Origin of the sequence: Campylobacter coli LMG 9860 (genome assembly GCF_000254135.1) — a bacterium.
Lineage (GTDB): Bacteria > Campylobacterota > Campylobacteria > Campylobacterales > Campylobacteraceae > Campylobacter_D > Campylobacter_D coli.
On record NZ_AINS01000125.1, the window covers coordinates 1 to 1,420 of the forward strand.

The following is a 1,420-nucleotide window of genomic DNA, read 5'->3' on the forward strand; positions in this document are numbered from 1 at the left end:
GATGTGAAAAAGAAAAGGTTTTGATTGATTGTTCACTAACACCTAGTTTGAACTAGGTGTTAGTAGAATTTACAAATAGATAATTTAATAATTTAGTATTTTTTATGCTATGATTTTATTGATTTAAAAATAAGGACTATCAATGAATCTTTGGGATAAAAAAGCTAAGAGCTATGCAAGATACAATCAAAAACTAAATTCCATACAAGAGCAAAGTTTTAAAGAATTAGAAAAACTAAATATAAGCTTTAAAGATAAAAGGATTATAGATATAGGTTGTGGCACAGGAGTATGGACTTTGTACTTAGCACAAAATGCAAAAGAAATCACTGCTCTTGATAATGCAAAAGCTATGTTAGAAATTTTAAAAGAAGATGCTAACAAGCTCCAACTAACAAATATCAAATACGAAAATTGCACTTTTACAGAATGGATAAATAAAAATCAAAACGCTCAATTTGACATAGCATTTTTAAGTATGTCCCCTGCTTTGCAAGACAAAAAAGACTATTTAAACTTTATGCGATTGGCTAAAATTCGAATTTATCTTGGCTGGGCCGATTATAGAAAGAGTGATTTTTTAGATCCTATATTTAAACATTTTAATACAGAATTTAAGGGTATTTATAAACAAGATTTGGAAAGTTATTTGTTAGAAAATAATGTGAAATTTCATAAATTTATCTTTGATGAAACACGCATAGTAAAAAGAAAAAAAGATGAAGCCATAGAAAATGCCTTGTGGCATTTAAATATGAATGGAGTTAAAGCTTCTAAGCAAGATTTAGAAACTTTTGTGAAAGGCGATATCAAAGAAACCATACAATCAAAAATCAAACTTTTGGTTTTTTAATCCTTGAGATAAAATTCTATCTTAAGGTAGATATATAATCTTGTAATACTGAAATATTTTTATCAAAATGCTCATTTTATAAAATTAAACTTAAAAGTAATTTTAGATTATTTTAGTTATTATTTTGTTCTAATATTATTATAGGAGATTTTATGGATATAAATACTGTATTGATGATGATTTCAGACAAAATTCCATCCAATAGCTTGCCCCTTGTGCAAGATAAGCTTAAAAATGCAAGTGAAGATAAAATCAACTCTCTTGCTATCTTACCTTTTAAAAGTCATATTATAGGTTTGATCTTAGGTCTGTTTTTAGGTGCCTTTGGAATTGATCGTTTTTATAAGGGTGATATAGGTTTGGGTATTGCTAAACTTATAACTTGGTTAGTAGGTGTTGTTACCATTTGGATTTATATCGGTGGTTTAATTTTATTCGTTTTATGGATATGGTGCATTGTGGATTGGTTTTTAGTATGGAAAGGCATCAAAAAAGACAATCTTAATAAAATCTTAGCTGTATTATAAAAATAGCAACTTAGATAAAAACTAGTTTTAAAACTAGTTT

At 27.1% G+C, this 1,420-nt stretch carries 2 protein-coding genes; both read left to right on the forward strand.

Annotated features, from left to right (window positions below):
• Nucleotides 1-142 precede the first annotated feature (142 nt).
• Nucleotides 143-853 carry a class I SAM-dependent methyltransferase gene (locus CCO88_RS09655; protein ID WP_002811811.1) on the forward strand — a complete coding sequence of 237 codons (711 nt, stop codon included), beginning with the start codon at nucleotides 143-145 and terminating at the stop codon, nucleotides 851-853.
• A 152-nt stretch (nucleotides 854-1,005) separates the two neighbouring features.
• Nucleotides 1,006-1,380, forward strand: coding sequence for a TM2 domain-containing protein (locus tag CCO88_RS09660; protein ID WP_002782258.1), 375 nt, complete (start codon nucleotides 1,006-1,008; stop codon nucleotides 1,378-1,380).
• The last annotated feature ends 40 nt before the right edge of the window (nucleotides 1,381-1,420 follow it).

Excerpts from the sequence above, each read along its gene's own strand:
- CCO88_RS09655 (WP_002811811.1), top strand. The coding sequence starts at position 143 with ATGAATCTTTGGGATAAAAAAGCTAAGAGCTATGCAAGATACAATCAA.
- CCO88_RS09660 (WP_002782258.1), top strand. The coding sequence starts at position 1,006 with ATGGATATAAATACTGTATTGATGATGATTTCAGACAAAATTCCATCC.